General features: G+C 67.3%; 17 protein-coding genes. 14 read left to right on the top strand and 3 right to left on the bottom strand.

Going from position 1 to position 13,742, the window contains the following annotated elements; all coding sequences use genetic code 11:
* Window positions 1–2: 2 nt before the first annotated feature.
* The 3 genes from ABQY74_RS08810 to ABQY74_RS08800 are packed head-to-tail and all read right to left on the bottom strand — an operon-like array spanning window position 3 to window position 2,064.
* On the bottom strand, window positions 3–956 hold the full coding sequence (locus ABQY74_RS08810) for a hypothetical protein (protein ID WP_349794305.1): 954 nt from the start codon (window positions 954–956) through the stop codon (window positions 3–5).
* Between the two features lie 2 nt (window positions 957–958).
* On the bottom strand, window positions 959–1,630 hold the full coding sequence (locus tag ABQY74_RS08805; protein ID WP_016902086.1) for an acetyltransferase: 672 nt from the start codon (window positions 1,628–1,630) through the stop codon (window positions 959–961).
* Window positions 1,627–2,064, bottom strand: a complete 438-nt coding sequence (locus ABQY74_RS08800) for an FdtA/QdtA family cupin domain-containing protein (protein ID WP_016902088.1) — start codon at window positions 2,062–2,064, stop codon at window positions 1,627–1,629. The genes ABQY74_RS08805 and ABQY74_RS08800 overlap by 4 nt, the downstream gene beginning before the upstream one ends.
* A gap of 297 nt (window positions 2,065–2,361) precedes the next feature.
* Between ABQY74_RS08800 and ABQY74_RS08795 the strand changes: the two genes are divergently transcribed.
* From ABQY74_RS08795 to ABQY74_RS08730, 14 genes are all read left to right on the top strand, one after another.
* Window positions 2,362–2,976, top strand: coding sequence for a cytochrome b (locus tag ABQY74_RS08795; protein ID WP_104554924.1), 615 nt, complete (start codon window positions 2,362–2,364; stop codon window positions 2,974–2,976).
* Between the two features lie 71 nt (window positions 2,977–3,047).
* On the top strand, window positions 3,048–4,400 hold the full coding sequence (locus tag ABQY74_RS08790; RefSeq protein ID WP_349794308.1) for a cytochrome C: 1,353 nt from the start codon (window positions 3,048–3,050) through the stop codon (window positions 4,398–4,400).
* A gap of 25 nt (window positions 4,401–4,425) precedes the next feature.
* A complete protein-coding gene (locus tag ABQY74_RS08785) occupies window positions 4,426–4,815 on the top strand; it encodes a cytochrome c family protein (RefSeq protein ID WP_016902092.1) in 390 nt (129 codons plus the stop codon).
* A gap of 319 nt (window positions 4,816–5,134) precedes the next feature.
* Window positions 5,135–5,869 carry a hypothetical protein gene (locus ABQY74_RS08780; protein WP_102584213.1) on the top strand — a complete coding sequence of 245 codons (735 nt, stop codon included), beginning with the start codon at window positions 5,135–5,137 and terminating at the stop codon, window positions 5,867–5,869.
* A gap of 63 nt (window positions 5,870–5,932) precedes the next feature.
* On the top strand, window positions 5,933–6,514 hold the full coding sequence (locus tag ABQY74_RS08775) for a sigma-70 family RNA polymerase sigma factor (RefSeq protein WP_016902094.1): 582 nt from the start codon (window positions 5,933–5,935) through the stop codon (window positions 6,512–6,514).
* The gene (locus ABQY74_RS08770; RefSeq protein WP_166772312.1) at window positions 6,511–7,164 is read left to right on the top strand and encodes a zf-HC2 domain-containing protein; all 654 of its coding nucleotides are present in this window, start codon (window positions 6,511–6,513) and stop codon (window positions 7,162–7,164) included. The genes ABQY74_RS08775 and ABQY74_RS08770 overlap by 4 nt, the downstream gene beginning before the upstream one ends.
* Window positions 7,161–8,471, top strand: coding sequence for a S8 family serine peptidase (locus tag ABQY74_RS08765; protein WP_349794310.1), 1,311 nt, complete (start codon window positions 7,161–7,163; stop codon window positions 8,469–8,471). Before ABQY74_RS08770 ends, ABQY74_RS08765 begins: the two co-directional genes overlap by 4 nt.
* A gap of 10 nt (window positions 8,472–8,481) precedes the next feature.
* On the top strand, window positions 8,482–9,240 hold the full coding sequence (ccmC, locus tag ABQY74_RS08760) for a heme ABC transporter permease CcmC (protein WP_104554921.1): 759 nt from the start codon (window positions 8,482–8,484) through the stop codon (window positions 9,238–9,240).
* Window positions 9,237–9,446, top strand: a complete 210-nt coding sequence (gene ccmD, locus ABQY74_RS08755) for a heme exporter protein CcmD (protein ID WP_024940343.1) — start codon at window positions 9,237–9,239, stop codon at window positions 9,444–9,446. Before ccmC ends, ccmD begins: the two co-directional genes overlap by 4 nt.
* Window positions 9,443–9,913 (top strand): cytochrome c maturation protein CcmE, encoded by a 471-nt coding sequence (ccmE, locus tag ABQY74_RS08750; RefSeq protein WP_039527891.1) that lies wholly within the window; start codon window positions 9,443–9,445, stop codon window positions 9,911–9,913. Before ccmD ends, ccmE begins: the two co-directional genes overlap by 4 nt.
* Window positions 9,914–9,975: 62 nt before the next feature.
* A complete protein-coding gene (locus ABQY74_RS08745; protein ID WP_104574159.1) occupies window positions 9,976–11,964 on the top strand; it encodes a heme lyase CcmF/NrfE family subunit in 1,989 nt (662 codons plus the stop codon).
* Entirely contained in the window at window positions 11,961–12,503 is a 543-nt protein-coding gene (locus tag ABQY74_RS08740) for a DsbE family thiol:disulfide interchange protein (RefSeq protein WP_104554918.1), read from the top strand. Before ABQY74_RS08745 ends, ABQY74_RS08740 begins: the two co-directional genes overlap by 4 nt.
* A complete protein-coding gene (locus tag ABQY74_RS08735; RefSeq protein ID WP_104554917.1) occupies window positions 12,503–12,985 on the top strand; it encodes a cytochrome c-type biogenesis protein in 483 nt (160 codons plus the stop codon). The genes ABQY74_RS08740 and ABQY74_RS08735 overlap by 1 nt, the downstream gene beginning before the upstream one ends.
* A complete protein-coding gene (locus tag ABQY74_RS08730; RefSeq protein WP_181098333.1) occupies window positions 12,979–13,698 on the top strand; it encodes a tetratricopeptide repeat protein in 720 nt (239 codons plus the stop codon). The genes ABQY74_RS08735 and ABQY74_RS08730 overlap by 7 nt, the downstream gene beginning before the upstream one ends.
* Window positions 13,699–13,742: the final 44 nt, after the last annotated feature.

Here is a 13,742-nt window from a genome sequence, read left to right as displayed (position 1 = left end):
GCCTAACCGAAAACATGGTGCCCCTGCAGGTCCGGCGGCAACGCGGCATCGGCCAGGCCGAAGCCGGCCTGCCCCATCGCATTGCCGTTGTAGAACATCAACACCCGATCATGCTGCTGGATCAAGGCCGGGTAACAGAGTGTCTGCGCATCCCAGCCCTGCTCGGACAGCCGCAGCCCCAGCTGACTGTCATCGCGCTGCCACTGCACGCCGTCGCGACTGGACGCGAAACCCGGGAAATAACCGCCGTGCGTATCGCCGCGGGTGAAATACATCAGATAGCGATCGCCCAGGCGATACACGCGTGGACGGCCGATGCGGTATTCATCGCCCTGCGGACGCAGGCACACCACATCGTCGACAGGGATATGGCGTAGATCGTCGGTCTCCGCATAGCGGATGTGGTAGCGCGGATACGGCTGGCCGCCAATGCTTTCCCAATCGTCGCCCACCGCGTACCACAGCCGCCACCGCCCATCCTCGAAACGTGCCGAATGCACCGCGGCAATCGTGCTGCGCCCGGGCGCGCGATCCAGCAGCGGGGTGTCCTGCAAGCGTTGGAAACGCTCGCCACCATCGCGGGACAGCGCAAGCCCGGTGAAGGCCAGGAACTTGGCCTTGGCCACGCGCTGGAAGCCGACATAGAACATGTACAGCCCATCCGGCCCGGCCACCACATCGCCGAGAATCATGCCGTTGTCGTCGAAACAGCCAGCGCGGCCGATGTCCAGCACCGGCTGCCCGCTGACACCGACGATCTGCGTCGGTGCGTTGGCGCGTACGTCCACATAACCGATCCGGCTCACGCCCTTCGCATCGCGAAAGCCCGCATAGACACGCAGCACCTGCGCCGACAACCGGTAGGGCGTCGGCGTCAGCGCGGCGTGCTGCATCCAGCCACCCACGCCATCGCGTGCGACGTCGAACACCAGGCCGCGCTTGGTCCAGGCAAACATGCTCACAGCTCCACGTCGAAGCTGGATCTGCCGGCCACCGCGCGCGCCGGCGAGCCGACGTAGACACGCTCGGCATCGGTGTGCCGGGTGACCAGCGCACCGGCGCCGATGATGTTGTCGGCGGCGATGCGCACCTTGTCGCTGAGCGTGGCGTTGACACCGATGAAGCTGCCGCGCCCGATCTCGCAATAGCCGGAAATCACCGCATGCGAGGCGATGAAGACATTGTCCTGCACCACGGTGCGGTGGCCGATATGGTTGCCGCTCCACAGGATGCAGTTGTCGCCGATCCGGGTGAACGGCTGGATCACGTTGCCTTCGAACAGGAAACAGTTGGCGCCGATCTGCGCATTGCGCCAGACGAACGCACGCGAGCTGACATAGCTGGCGCAGCGATAGCCACGCCGCAACATGTCCTGGAAAAAGCGCGTCCGCAGGCGATTGAGCTGCGTGGCCGGGATGGCGACGAAGACCTCGTACTGTTCGGGCGGATAGCGCTGTTCGAGCTCCTCGTAGGCCACCACCGGCAACTCGGCCAGCGTGGGTCGCAACAGGAAGTCGCGCTCCACGCTGAAGGCCACCACGGTGTAGTCGCTGTCGTGCTGAAAATACTCGCAGGCGATCTGCGCAAATTCGCCTGCGCCCACGATCACCAGGGGCTTGTGCACGCTCATGCTTCCAACCTGCGTGCGTCCAAACCGCTGCCAGCGCGCACTTCGCTGAGGAACTGGTCGTAATCGAGAATGTAGTCGGCGGGATCGTAGAACTGGTCGGCCAGCACCATCAGCACGCAGTCGGGGCTGAAGCGATGCAGGTCGCGCCACACCATGCGGCCGAGCAGCAGGCCCTGCGATGGATCGTCCAGTACCACTTCCTGCTGGCCGTGGCCGTCGCCCTGGTCCAGCAGGATCGTCACCGAGCCGTGCAAGGCCACCGCCAGCTGGTTGAGCCGCCGGTGTGCATGCTGTCCGCGATGGACGCCGTTGCGGGTGCCGAACAGGTAATACACACGACGTATCTCGAACGGGACATTGCGCTGCTGCTCCAACGAAATGAGCAGCCCGCGATCGTCGCCGTGGGTATGCAACTGGATGCGTTCGATGGCCATGATCGGAAGGGCGTAACCGCTGACTGCACGTAGTGCGACATGCCTGAGTGCGCCGGCATGCGCGAAAGGTTGCGCGGCGTCACGGCGCTGCGAAGCCAGGTGCGCGCAAGCGCAGTCGCTGCGGCCAACACCATGCCAAAGCACGTCATCTGCGTGCGGCGATGCAACCTTTCAGCGGCCGCACCGCACATATCGGTGCACGTTCACGTGGCCGCAGCTCGGCCGGCGTGGGGAGCCAGGCCTGGCAGCGCACCGCGTACTGCCGGATCCAACGACACCAGCGCAGGACACCGATCGATGAGTTCATCCCCCCACGCGCCCGATGCGGTTGCAGCCGACAGTGCCAGTGCGCTGCCGGAGCAGGCCGCACTGCCGGCGCGCGTCATTCCGCTGCCCAGACCGATGCGCGTATTGCATTGGCTGACGGTGTTCTGCCTGGCCATGGCGGCCGCGCTGATCCTGCTGCGCGCCGAGCTGGAAGGACGCGCCCTGCGGCAGTGGCTGATGGAAGGCCATCGCCACTTCGGTTTGATGGTGCTGCTGCTGTTCGTCCTGCGGGTGGGCCTGCGCATCCGCCTGCGCGCGTTGCCGCCCGGCCCGCCATCGCCGCTGCCGATGCGGCTGGCTGCAGGCGCCACCCACCTCGCGCTGTACGGCTTGATGGTCGCCCTGCCACTGATCGGCTGGTCGTTGAGCAACGCCTACGCCAAACCGGTCTATCTGTTCGGACTGACGCTGCCCAATCTGGTTGCGCCGGACGAAGACCTGGCCGACACCCTGGGCACCTGGCACTTGAATGCCGCCTGGGTGTTGCTGGCCTTGGTGATTGCGCATATCGGCGCCGCCCTCTGGCACCACCTGGTGTTGCGCGATGGCCTGCTGCACCGCGTGCTGCCGGGAAAACGCCGATGAGCTCCGCCGTGTTGCCCGCCGTCCCCCGCTCCCGCAGCGCCGAACCCCGTACCGTCGAACAAGGACTTTCCATGCCTACTTCCCAGCCCGCTCCGCGTCGCAACACTGCCACGCGCACCGCTTCCCTGACCTCCTTGTTGTGCGTGTCCGGCCCGTTGCTGCTGTTGGCGAGCACCCAGGCGCAGGCGATTCCCTCGTTCGCACGCCAGACCGGTTCGTCGTGCGCGGACTGCCATGTCGGCTCCTACGGTCCGTCGCTGACGCCGTACGGTATGCGCTTCAAGCTCGGCGGCTTCACCGATACCGACGGCAACGGCACCAAGATCCCGGCCTCCGGCCAGGTCACCTGGACCCGGCGCAATCCCAGCCGCGGCGACAGCAGCGCACGCATCAACGAAGCGGACCTGTATCTGGCCGGACGGATCAACGACCACGTCGGCGGTTACTCCAAGATCCGCTCCAACAACGGCGGCAACGACACCTTCAACACCCAGCTCGACGATGTGGATCTGCGCTTTGTCAGCAAGCCGTTCCAGCTGGCCGGCAAGGACGCGATGGTCGGCGTCAGCATCAACAACAATCCCGGCGTGTCCGACCCGATCCAGGTGCTGCCCAATGCATCGACGTTGAGCCCGGTGTCCAATGCCGGCTCGGCCAGCATGCTCAGTTCGTCCTCGCTCTCCAACCGCGTGATCGGCGCCACCGTGTACGGCCTGTTCGACCGCAACTGGTACGGCGAAGTCGGCAGCTACAGCGCGCTGTCTACCGACGCGCAGGACCACCTGGGCTGGAACCCCAATGGCGACCCGGGCAAGCTCAGCGACACCGGCTATGCGCGCTTTGCCTACATGAAGGACATGAAGCGGCAATTCTTCTCGGCCGGCCTGACCGCCATGACCACGCGCCGCCAGCGGCTGCGCAGCGGCGGCCCCAGCGATGACCTCACCGACCTGGGCTACGACCTGACCTATCAGTTCCTCGGCACCCGCGAGCACGTGCTGTCGCTGGCCTACGTCAACATCTACGAGCGCCGCAAATACGGCAGCCCGCTGCTGCCCACCGACCCGAGCATGTCCCCGCGCGACCGCGGCAGCGTGCGCGACCAGAACATCAGCATGAACTACGCGTTCAAGCAGACCTACGGCGTGTTGGCGGCGCATCTGATCAACAGCGGCTCGTTCGATGTGGCGCGCTATCAGCCCTACGGCATCCCCGACACCACCGCCAATCTGATCCTGCTGTACTGGACCCCGTTCGGCAAGGAAGGCACCTACACCACCAATGCCAACGTGCGGTTCGCGGCCACCTGGTTCCGCTTCGACAAGTTCAACGGCAGCACCACCAATGTGTTCGGTGGCGGCATTCCGATCACCAACCCGCGCGATCTCGACAGTTTCGCGCTGTCGGTCAATGTCTCGTTCTGATCCCCCCGCACGCGTAAGGACCCCCATGAAGTCATTCCACCAGACCCTGTTATGCGCCCCGCTGGCCGGCCTGCTGCTGGCCGGCGCCCTGCTTGCCCCACCTGCGCACGCGGCCGACGGCAAAGGCGTTTTCATGACCGAATGCGCCGAATGCCACAGCGCCGCCCAGGGCAAGAACAAGAAGGGCCCGTCGATGTTCGGCGTGGCCGGGCGCCCGGCCGCCAGCCTGGCCGACTACAGCAATTACTCCGATGCGCTCAAGGCCAGCAAGTGGCAGTGGACGCCTGCCCAGCTCAAGACCTATCTATCGCAGTCCTCCTCCAAGGCCTTGCCGGGCACCAAGATGAAGTACGAAGGCCTGGAAGATCAAAAGGAGCTCGACGCGCTGATCGCCTACCTCAACACCCTGCACTGATCGCCACCGGCGTGCTGGCGCCAGCGCTGCCGGTTGGCATCCGGAAGCGCGATCGCCGGCGCATACCGGCACAGGTGCGCGTTGCCTGTGCCGGTTCCTTCGCGTATACGGACGGAACAACCGCCGTCGCAGCGGTCTCGTCTTGCGTGATGGGTCACTATCGCGCCCCTGTTCCATGTAGACGCCTACCCCATTGCCGAATGCCTTGACTGCCAGGCCCTACCCACTCCGGACGCGACGCAGCTGCGCCTGCGACGGGCAGCCGTGGCTCGCGAGCGGCCACTGGGCGGGCCGGCGACGCTGCCACACGCCCCGGGGGATGCCGCACTGCCGGCACGCGCAAGCCGCGCGCCGACGCGCCGCGTTGCGCCACTGCCTGCTGCTGGCCCTGGTGTTGGGCCCAGGCAACGCCATCGCCGGCACGGTCGGCGGCGCGGTGGCGCTGACCTCGCAGTTGATCGACCGCGGCATCTCGATCGCGCCCAACAAGGCGACCCTGCAGACCGCCGGCTACTGGCTGCCCGCACCGGGCTGGTCGATGTCGGCGTCGGTCGCGCTGCAATCGCCCTCGCTGAGCAAGCCGGTGGCGGTGACCGCCCAGGCCGCACGCGCCTGGATGCTGGGCGACCGCTGGCAGATGCAGGCCAGCGCGCTGTATTACGGCTACCCCACCAACCAGGCCACGCGCACCTTCGACCGCCAGGAGGCCAGCCTGGCCTGGTCCTATCGCGACGTGCTGACCTTCTCGGTGTCGACCTTCAATTTCCCGCGCGCCGACCAGTCGCCGTGGAATGTCGCCATCGACGTTACCGCCAATATCCCGCTGCGCGACGACCTCAGCCTGACGGTCGGCGCCGGTTCGTCACGTTTCCCGGCGATGGCCTACGGCGCCGCCCGGTCCGGCCGCTATCAGTATGGGCAATTCGGCCTGCGCTGGAGTCGGGACCGATGGACGCTGAAGCTGGAACGCATCGTCACCAGCGACAACACCCCACGCCTGCAGGGCGGCCCCGGCGAAACGCCCTGGCTGGGCACCGCGTCGGTCACCTTCTGATCCCCACGCAACCTTTTGCCCGCCCGCGGGCACTGACATGCGTCCTAAGCCGTGCCTGCCTCGATGAATGATTCCGACACCCTGGGTGATGCCACCGATCGCATGCTGCTGCGCCGAATGGCGGCGGGCGATCGCGCCGCGTTGTCCACCATGTACACCAGCTATCACGGCCGGCTGTGCCGCTTCCTGTCGCGCCTGACCCGGCGCCCGGACATCATCGAAGAAGCCATCAACGACTGTTTCTGGATCGCCTGGCAGAAGGCCGGCGACTTCCGCGGCGATTCGCAGGTCTCGACCTGGATCATGGGCATCGCCTACCGCTGCGGCCTCAAATGCCTGCGCCAGCACGACGGCGAGGCCATCGACGATACCGCGGTGGTGGAAGACCACGCCCCCAGCGCCGACGACAACGACGACCGCGAGCTGCGCGACTGGCTCGACAAGGGCATGGAACGGCTGTCGCCGGACCAGCGCCTGGTGATCGAACTGGTCTACGGCGTCGGCCACAAGCTGGAAGAAGTGGCCGAGATCATGCAGTGCCCGGTAGGCACCATCAAGGCCCGGCTGTTTCATGCGCGGGTCAAATTACGCAATGTGCTGCCCGGTCTGGCCGGCGGCGCCCCCTATACGGAGACCATGCAATGAAGACGTTTTTCATCGCGCCTGGCAAGGAATGCTCGCACGCCTGGGAACTGATGCCCGCGGTCCTGCTCGACAGCGCCACCGAGGAAGAGAACACCTGGCTGATCGCGCACGTGGCCAAGTGCGCCTCGTGCAGTGCCGAGTTCGCCCAGCAGAACCGCCTGCGCCAGGCGCTGGCACTGCCGTCGGCGGTGAAGCTGGACGCCAACGCCGGCCTGCAGCGTCTGCTCGGCCGCCTGGATGCGCCGGAGCAGGCCAGCGCGCCCGCGCGGCCGCCAGCGCGCCGCTCCGGTAGCTGGACCGTGCGCGCGTTGGCGGCCGCGGCGCTGGTGCAGGCAATCGGCCTGGGCGTCATGGGCGTCAGGCTGGCCACGCCTGCGCCCTCGCACGACTACCGCACGCTCAGCAGCGCCACCGCCCAGCCGGTGCCGCAAGGCGCCATCCGGGTGGTGCCGGACGCCAAGATGACCGTGGCCGACTGGGACCGCCTGCTGCATGCACAGCAGTTGCAGGTGATCGGCGGGCCCAACGAGATGGGCGCCTACACCGTGGTGCCGGCCCAGCCGCAACCGCCGGCCCAGCCGCAGCAGACCGTGCAGCAGCTGCGCGCCAACCCGGGCATCCGCATGGCCGAGATCGTGTCCGCACCATGAAGCGCCTGCTCGCCATCGGCATCATCGCCGCCTGCATCGGCCTTGGCCCGCAGGCCGCCGCGCAGGAGCCGGCGCCCGTCGCCAGCGCCAGCACGCCACCGGCGGCCGATGCGCATACGCCCGACAGCAGCCGCGACATCCTGCTGGCGGTGGCCAACCCGCTCAGCGCGCCGCCGGCCCGCGCCGGGTCCAGCCTGATCGGCTACGCCTCCAGTTATTACGGCGCCGGCCAGAAGGCCGCCGTGCGCATGGAAGCACTCAAGCAGCGCTACAAGCTGCGCGAAGTCTCCGGCTGGCCGATCACCTCGCTGGGCCTGTATTGCGCCGTGCTGCAGCCACCGCCGGGGGTGTCGCGCGACGAACTGGTCAGCGCGCTGGCCGACGACGACGGCGTTGAGCTGGTGCAACCGGTGCAGGATTTCTCGGTGTTTTCCGCCGACGCATCGGAAAAGACCACCGCGCTGTCCGGCTACAACGACCCCTACGTGGATCTGCAACGCGGCTTCATCGCCACCGATGCGGCCAGCGCACAGACCGTCACCCAGGGCCGCGGCGTGGTGGTGGCGGTGGTCGACACCGGCGTGGACACCACGCATGCCGACCTGAAGGCGCGCATCCGCGACGTGCACGACCTGGTCGACGACTCGCCGGTGATGACCAGCAGCGACTCGCACGGCACCGAGGTGGCCGGCATCATCGCCGCCGGCAGCAACAACCATCAAGGCATCGTCGGCATGGCGCCCAAGGCCATGCTGAGCATCTACAAGGCCTGCTGGTATGCGCCCACGGTCGGCGCCACCGCACGCTGCAACACCTTCACCCTGGCCAAGGCGCTGGCAGCGATCAACAACAGCTCCGCGCGTGTGATCAACCTGAGCCTGGGCGGCCCGGCCGACCCGCTGCTGAGCAAGATGCTGCAGCACCTGGTGCAGCAGGGCCGCATCGTGGTCGCCGCGATGCCGCCCAACGGCCGGCTGGACGGCTTTCCCAACGATGTGCCGGGCGTGCTGGTGGTGCGCAGCAGCAGCAGCCCCACCGCGGCCATGCCCGGCGTGCTCAGCGCGCCCGGCAAGGACATCCTGACCACCCAGCCAAACGGCCGCTACGACTTCACCTCCGGCTCGTCGATGGCCACCGCGCATGTCAGCGGCGTGGTCGCGCTGCTGTTGTCGCTGTCGCCGTCGCTGGACGCCACCGCATTGCGCGAGCTGATGCAGCGCACCAGCAAGCTCTCCGACGGCCAGTTGCAGGTCAACGCCGGCGCCGCCGTGCAGGCGCTGGCGCCTCCCGCCAGACATTCCAACTGACGACACCGGCATGGCCAAGTGGATTCCCTTGTGGCTGCACAGACTCAGCTCGCCGCCGACCTTCTATCGCGTGGCCGGACGCGTGCGTCCGTGGGCATTGGGCCTGGCGCTGTTGCTTGGTGCGGTGGCCGCCTACGGTGGCCTGGTGCTGGCGCCGCCGGATTACCAGCAGCACGATGCCTACCGCATCATCTTCATCCACGTGCCCAGCGCCTGGATGAGCCTGTTCATCTACGCGGCGATGGGCGTGGCGGCGTTCATCGCGCTGGTATGGCGGATCAAGCTGGCCGAGGTGGTGACCATGGCCTCGGCGCCGATCGGCGCGGCCTTCACCTTCATCACCTTGTGCACCGGCTCGCTGTGGGGCAAGCCGATGTGGGGCACCTGGTGGACCTGGGATGCGCGGCTGACCTCCGAGTTGCTGCTGCTGTTTTTGTATCTGGGCGTGCTCGGCCTGTACCACGCAGTGGAAGACCGCCGCCAGGCAATGCGTGCGGCCGGCTTGCTGGCATTGGTGGGCCTGGTGAATCTGCCGATCGTGCATTACTCGGTGGTGTGGTGGAACACGCTGCACCAGGGCTCCACCGTACGCCTGCTCGGCCCCTCCACGATGAGCGCGGACATGCTGTGGCCGCTGCTGACGATGACGCTGGCGACCAAGTGCTATTACCTGGCCAGCCTGTTCGGCCGCGTGCGTGTGGACCTGCTCGCCCTGGAAAGCGGTAAGGATTGGGCGCGCCGCATCGTGCTGACGGAGCGCACCGCATGACGACCCTGCTGGCGATGGGCGGTTACGGGCAATACGTGTGGACCGCGTACGCACTGTTCGTGCTGGTGCTGCTGGCCGACCTGGCATCGCCATGGTTGCGTCGCCGCCGCCTGCCGCGCGAGCTGCGCGGCCAGCTGCAACGGCAAACGCCGCGGCGCACGCGCGAGTTGTCGGCAACAGCGCCGCTGGAGCGTGACGCCCCATGAACGCCACCCGCAAGCAACGCCTGTGGCTGGTGATCGGCGCACTCGCCGCTGCGGCATTGGCGGTCACGCTGATCGTGCTCGCGCTGCAGCGGAACATGAGCTACCTGTTCACGCCCAGCCAGGTGCATGCCGGCGAGGCGGCCAGCTACCGGCAATTCCGCCTCGGCGGCATGGTCAAGGCCGGCTCGATCCAGCGCGCCACCGACAGCCTCACCGTCCACTTCACCGTGATCGACAAGCATGCCGCGACGCAGGTCGAGTACACCGGCATTCTTCCGGACCTGTTCCGCGACAACCAGTCGGTGATCGCCAACGGGCGCATGCAGGGCGGGCGCTTTGTCGCCAACGAAGTGCTGGCCAAGCACGACGAAACCTATATGCCGAAGGAACTGAAGGACGCGATGGCCGAAGGCCATGTCGGCAAGCCGATTCCCGCCGCCGCGGTGCCGCTGTCTGCGCCGCGCTGATGCGGCGCGCAGGCTGTTCCTTCCCTCGATGATTCCTCTTCGCTGCACGATGCGATTCGCCCATGACGCCTGAACTCGGCCAGATCGCACTGATCCTGGCGTTACTGCTCTCGCTTGCGCAGGGCGTGCTGCCGCTGATAGGCGCCTGGCGCGGCAATGGCGCGTTGATGGGCATCGCGCGGCCGGCCGCGGTCGGTCAAGCGCTGTTTGTGTGGATGGCGTTCGGCCTGCTCGCCTGGTCGCTGCTGTCGCTGGATTTTTCGGTGCGCTATGTCGCCGACAACGCCAACATCGCCCTGCCCTGGTACTACCGCTTTGCCGCGGTGTGGGGCGCGCACGAAGGCTCGTTGCTGCTGTGGATCGCGATCCTGTCGACCTGGACGCTGTTGCTGGCCGCCTTCAGCCGGCATCTGCCGCAGCATTTTGCCGCGCGCGTGCTGGCGGTGCTGGGGCTGGTGTCGGTGGGCTTTCTGGCCTTCATCCTGCTGACCTCCAATCCATTCGCGCGGCTGTCGCCGATTCCGCTGGATGGCAACGAACTCAATCCGGTGCTGCAGGACCCGGGCATGACCTTCCACCCGCCGGTGCTGTACACCGGCTATGTCGGCTTCTCGGTGGCGTTTGCGTTCGCGGTGGCGGCCTTGCTGGGTGGCGAGCTGGAACAGGCCTGGGTGCGCTGGGCGCGGCCGTGGACCAATGTGGCCTGGGCCTGCCTCACCGCCGGCATCGTCGCCGGCAGCTGGTGGGCGTATGCGGAACTGGGCTGGGGCGGCTGGTGGTTCTGGGACCCGGTGGAAAACGCCAGCTTCATGCCGTGGCTGGTCGGCACCGCGCTGATCCACACCCAGGCGGTCACCGAAAAACGCGGCAGCCTGCGCGCCTGGACCATCCTGCTGTCGATCCTGGCGTTCTCGCTGTCGTTGCTGGGCACCTTCCTGGTGCGCTCGGGCGTGCTGACCTCGGTGCACGCCTTCGCCGCCGATCCGCGCCGTGGCCTGTACATCCTGATCTTCCTGATCGCCGTGGTCGGCGGCTCGCTGCTGCTGTATGCGCTGCGCGCGCCCCGGATCGCCAGCGGCAAACCGTTCGCCGCCGCCTCGCGCGAGACCGCGATCCTGATCGGCAACCTGCTACTCACCGTGGCGGCGGCAATGGTGCTGCTGGGCACCTTGTTTCCGCTGGTGGCCGATGCCTTCGGCCTGGGCAAGGTGTCGGTGGGGCCGCCCTACTTCGGCTTGCTGTTCCCGCTGCTGATGTTGCCGGTGATGCTGTTGCTGCCGTTCGGCCCGTACCTGCGCTGGGGCAAGGCCGCGGCGGCGCCGTTGCAGGCACTGGGCACGCGCGCCGGCATCGCCGCAGTCGCCTGTGCGCTGGTCGGCAGCCTGTTTGCCGAGGGCCAACCCAGGGCGATCGCCGGGATCGGCGTCGCCGCATGGGTGGCGGCCGGCACCGCGCTGTACATGTACAAGCGCTGGCGCGAGATGCCGCGCGGCCGGCGGTTTCCGGCGGAAATGGCCGGCATGCTGCTCGCGCATGCGGGCGTGGCGGTGTTCGTGGCCGGCGTGCTGGTGTCGGAAAGCCTGTCGGTCGAACGCGACGTGCGGCTGTCGCCCGGGCAGACCGCCGAGATCGCCGGTTACGCCTTCCGCTTCGACGGCGTGCAACTGATCGACGGGCCGAACTGGAAGGCCGAACAAGGCAGCGTGCAGGTCAGCCGCGATGGCCAGCTGGTTGCGCAACTGCATCCGCAAAAACGCCTGTACAGCAGCGAGCGCATCCAGACCGAATCGGCGATCGACCCCGGTATCACCCGCGATCTGTATGTCGCCCTCGGCGAGCCGCTGGACGATCAACACATCGAGTACGACTGGACGCTGCGGCTGTACTACAAACCCTTCATCCGCTGGATCTGGGCCGGCGGCCTGCTGATGATGCTGGGCGGCTTCGTCAGCGCCTGTGCCCGCCGGTTCCGTGCGCCGACGCTCGCCACGACGGCGACCCCGGCACCGGCACACGGCACCAGTGTCACTGCGCAGGAATCGCACGCATGAACCGTCTGCTGCCCTTGCTGGGTTTTCTGTTGCTGGCGGCGCTGTTCGGCTTTGGCATTTACTGGACGATGCAGCACAACCCGCGCGATGTGCCCTCGCCTTTGATCGGCAAGCCGGCACCGGCGTTCTCGCTGCCGCGGCTGGATCGGCCCGAGCAACGCGTCAGCCGCGATCAGCTGCTGGGCAAGCCTTACGTCCTCAATGTCTTCGGCAGCTGGTGCGCCGAATGCGTGCACGAACATCCGGTGCTGATGGCGCAGGCCAGCCGGCTCGGGGTGGCGTTGATCGGCTACAACTACAAGGACGCGCCTGCCGACGCCACGGCCTGGCTTGCGCAGTACGGCAATCCGTATGCGTTGGTGATTGCCGATGAAGCCGGCCAGACCGCGATCGATTTCGGTGTCTACGGTGCGCCGGAGAGTTTCCTGATCGATGCGCAAGGCGTGATCCGCTACAAGCACATCGGCGTGCTCACGCCCGCGATCATCGACGACGAATTACTGCCCGCCATCGCCGCACTGCCCAAGGGCACGCGGTGATGGCGGCGCGCTGGGTTTGGCGCTGGTACTGGCGCATGCACGGCCGGCAACTGCGTGTGCTGCTGGTGCTGCTGCTGGGCGTGCTGCTTGCACCGCCGCTGGCGGCGCAGGCGGTGGACCCGCTGCCGTTCAAGAACCGCAGCGACGAAGCGCGTTATCAGCGCCTGACCGCGCAGTTGCGCTGCCTGGTGTGCCAGAACGAGAACCTGGCCGACTCCAACGCCGAGCTTGCGCGCGATCTGCGCCACCAGGTGTTCGCGCAGTTGCAGGCCGGCAGGAGCGATGCGCAGATCAAGCAGTACATGGTCGATCGCTATTCGGACTTCGTGCTGTACGACCCGCCGGTCAAGCGCGGCACCTGGCTGTTGTGGTTTGGTCCGTTGCTGCTGCTGGGTGCCGGTGCGGGCGTGGTGATCCATACCGTGCGCAAACGTGCGCGCGCCGGCACGCCGGTGGCGCCGCAACCGGAGGAAGAATGGTGATGACCGGTTTCTATGTCGCAAGCGCCGCGCTGGTGGTCGTCGCCTTGCTGTTGGTGCTGGTGCCGTTGCTGCGTCAGCCCGCGCGCAATGGCAATGCACGCTACAGCCTGCCGATTGTGCTGGTACTCGGCTTGCCGATCGCCACGGCCGGCTTGTATCGGCTGGTCGGCGCGCCGGATGCGATCGCACGGCGTGTGTATGCGACGGCGCAGCCCCAGGTACAACCGGCAGACGCGCCTGCCGTCGCCGCCGCGGGTGAGCAGGCCCGGGCCGCAGAGGCCAACGCCGACGCTGCGCAGGAGCAGGCGCTGGAGTCGTGGATGCAGCAAGCCAAAACCCACGAGCAGGACAACCGCCCCGCCGATGCGCGTGAGGCCTATGCGCAAGCGCTCAAAATCGCGCCGGATCTCAGCGCCGCCATCGTCGGCTGGGTGGCCGCGGACATGGCCACGCATAGCGATTTCGCCATCGACGCCAACTCACGCAGCCGCCTGCAACAGGTGGTCGCACGCGAGCCGGATCATCAACGCGGCCTGTGGCTGCTGGGCATCAGCGACTTTCAGCAGCAGGACTACCGCGCCGCCAGCGAGCACTGGCGGCATCTGCACGGCCTGCTCGACGCCGGCTCGCCGATGCAGAAGGCGGTGGCCGACAAGATCGCCGTGGCCGAGTCGCTGGCCAGCGCGCGGCAATCCGGGCGCGCAGCGCCCTGACGCCAACCTCAGGCTGCATCCCTCATCAAAGACGCCCCGGTGCC

This window comes from Xanthomonas sp. WHRI 7064, assembly GCF_040202355.2.
In the GTDB taxonomy this organism is placed as follows: domain Bacteria; phylum Pseudomonadota; class Gammaproteobacteria; order Xanthomonadales; family Xanthomonadaceae; genus Xanthomonas; species Xanthomonas arboricola.
The sequence above is the reverse complement of the archived record's forward strand: the minus strand, read 5'-3'. Positions and strand labels throughout refer to the sequence as shown.